We start from the raw sequence: 1,861 nt of genomic DNA on the forward strand, positions 1-1,861 counted from the left end.
GGGTAAGCCAAATCGTTGGCCGGGGCATTTATTATGGCCTGTATATATGGAATAGCTATAGCGTTTCCACTCAAGGCTTTCCTCCTGCCAACGCTTTGAAACGACAAGCGCCCCTGCGGCCATACTTGCCGTTTTGACCATTCACTGCTCCACACCGCCGCGCATTTGTGCAGCCCACCGCACAACGCTTAGATGATGGCCTTTGCTAACTCACAACGTATTGTTTTACAACGCCTCATCCTCGTTTCCTCGCCCTTTTTATCCTCACCCCCGTCCCCTCTCCTTGCAAAGGTGAGGGGTGTCCGTTAGGACGGGGGGAGGTGTTCATCATCATAACAAATGTTGGAAGGAAATTCGCATTATAACTTTTGATTGTGGCAATTGCATGCCATTATAAATAGATGCCTTATTAATAGCCAACGCGTGCAAATAGGAAAATCAATATCCTCGCGCATTAATTACCTAAGAGGATCAGGATGAGTGCAGTATCCGGCTCGAGAGATTTTAATTTTACGTTATCGAAAAAGTAAATTCCAAAGTCACCTTTGTATTCCCAGTTGGCATAAGCAATCCCTTCTTCCTTAAAAATGCTGATCAAATCCCTATAGTAGGCAAGGCGAACTTCACGGGGAACGGTAGGAAGGCACCCAAATTCGCCGCAGTAAAGGGGAAGTTTTTTGTTCTGGGCAAATTCAATGGCAGGCTTTATCATGGCATGGATGCGTTCTTTATTGTATGGCTCAGCAAGTTCTTGTACCATATTTCGTACTGCTTCCGAAGCAGTATCGGAATAGTTTTTTAAGTCAGTGGGAGAGATAATATAACCTGGATACGAAACTTTGCCGTTGAAGTATTTCAGAGGTGTCCAGCTGGCTTTATAGTGGGTAAGCATAAGCGGGCTGTAAAAATGGAAGCTGATGATAAGATTCGTATCGTTTTCGGGTAATTTAAGCAGGGGAACATTTTGAACCGTTTGCCACATGTTTGCTCCTACCACAATAACTCTTTGCGGTTCGAGCTGCCGGACGGCTTTTAGCGCTTTGTTGAAAAGCTGGTTCCAGTCGTCGGCTGTGGGGGCTACCGCCTCGTTCAGCAATTCATAGGCAACATGGCTGGTTGGATATTTACTTAATATCTTCGAAAGTTCAATCCACAGATTTACGAAGTGCTGTTGAGCAACAGTATCGGTCCAAAGCGTATTGTGTCCACCTTCATTTTCTGCATTAAAATGGTGCGAACGAATGATGTGCAGGTCAACTATTGCCCGTAAATCGTATTTCAAGCACCAGTCGAGACAAGCCAGTAGATGTTTCACAGCTGGTTCAATGAACTTGCCCTGTTCATCCCATATTTCTTGTTCGTCAATGGGAATACGCACATGATCGAACCCCAGGCTGTCGAGAAACTTGATGTCCGATTCCTTGATGTAGGTATACTTAGGTTCCCAGCCAAAATCCTGTGAAAGCCAGTGGCTAAGGTTAACGCCTTTGTGAATTACGAATTTTTCCGTTGTTCCAGATTTTGAGTGGCAAGAACTTAAAAATGCCAGACAGACTGTTAGCAAAAAAGTCGATTTTAGAATCTGTCGCCAATGCATAGCTTTCCGTATAAATACAATACTGTTCATAGGTAGTGTGTTTTTTGTTTATAGGGTAAATTTAGTTTCTTTTTTGTGAACGTAGGTAAATTTTGAGCAGTTTTTGTGTGTTTCGCAAAATTTATTGTTCGAATATGGCAATTTTTGCACCTTGTGAGGTTACATTTTATTTAAGTTTGTTGATAATTAATCACTGTTGTCCGGTAAAAAAAATTACCGGGCAGTATTTTTGAGATACCACCCGGAATGTCTACTTTTGAGTCA

1 protein-coding gene is annotated in these 1,861 nt (G+C 42.9%); it reads right to left on the reverse strand.

The genetic code is table 11. The annotated features are described in order from the left end of the window. Positions 1-454: 454 nt before the first annotated feature. A complete protein-coding gene (locus WHS63_RS13190) occupies positions 455-1,627 on the reverse strand; it encodes a glycoside hydrolase family 5 protein (RefSeq protein WP_445205521.1) in 1,173 nt (390 codons plus the stop codon). Positions 1,628-1,861: the final 234 nt, after the last annotated feature.

Source organism: Tenuifilum sp. (assembly GCF_037481895.1).
GTDB lineage: Bacteria > Bacteroidota > Bacteroidia > Bacteroidales > Tenuifilaceae > Tenuifilum > Tenuifilum osseticum.

Bases quoted from the DNA above. Each gene is read 5' to 3' on its own strand.
- WHS63_RS13190 (WP_445205521.1), bottom strand. From the start codon at position 1,627: ATGAACAGTATTGTATTTATACGGAAAGCTATGCATTGGCGACAGATT.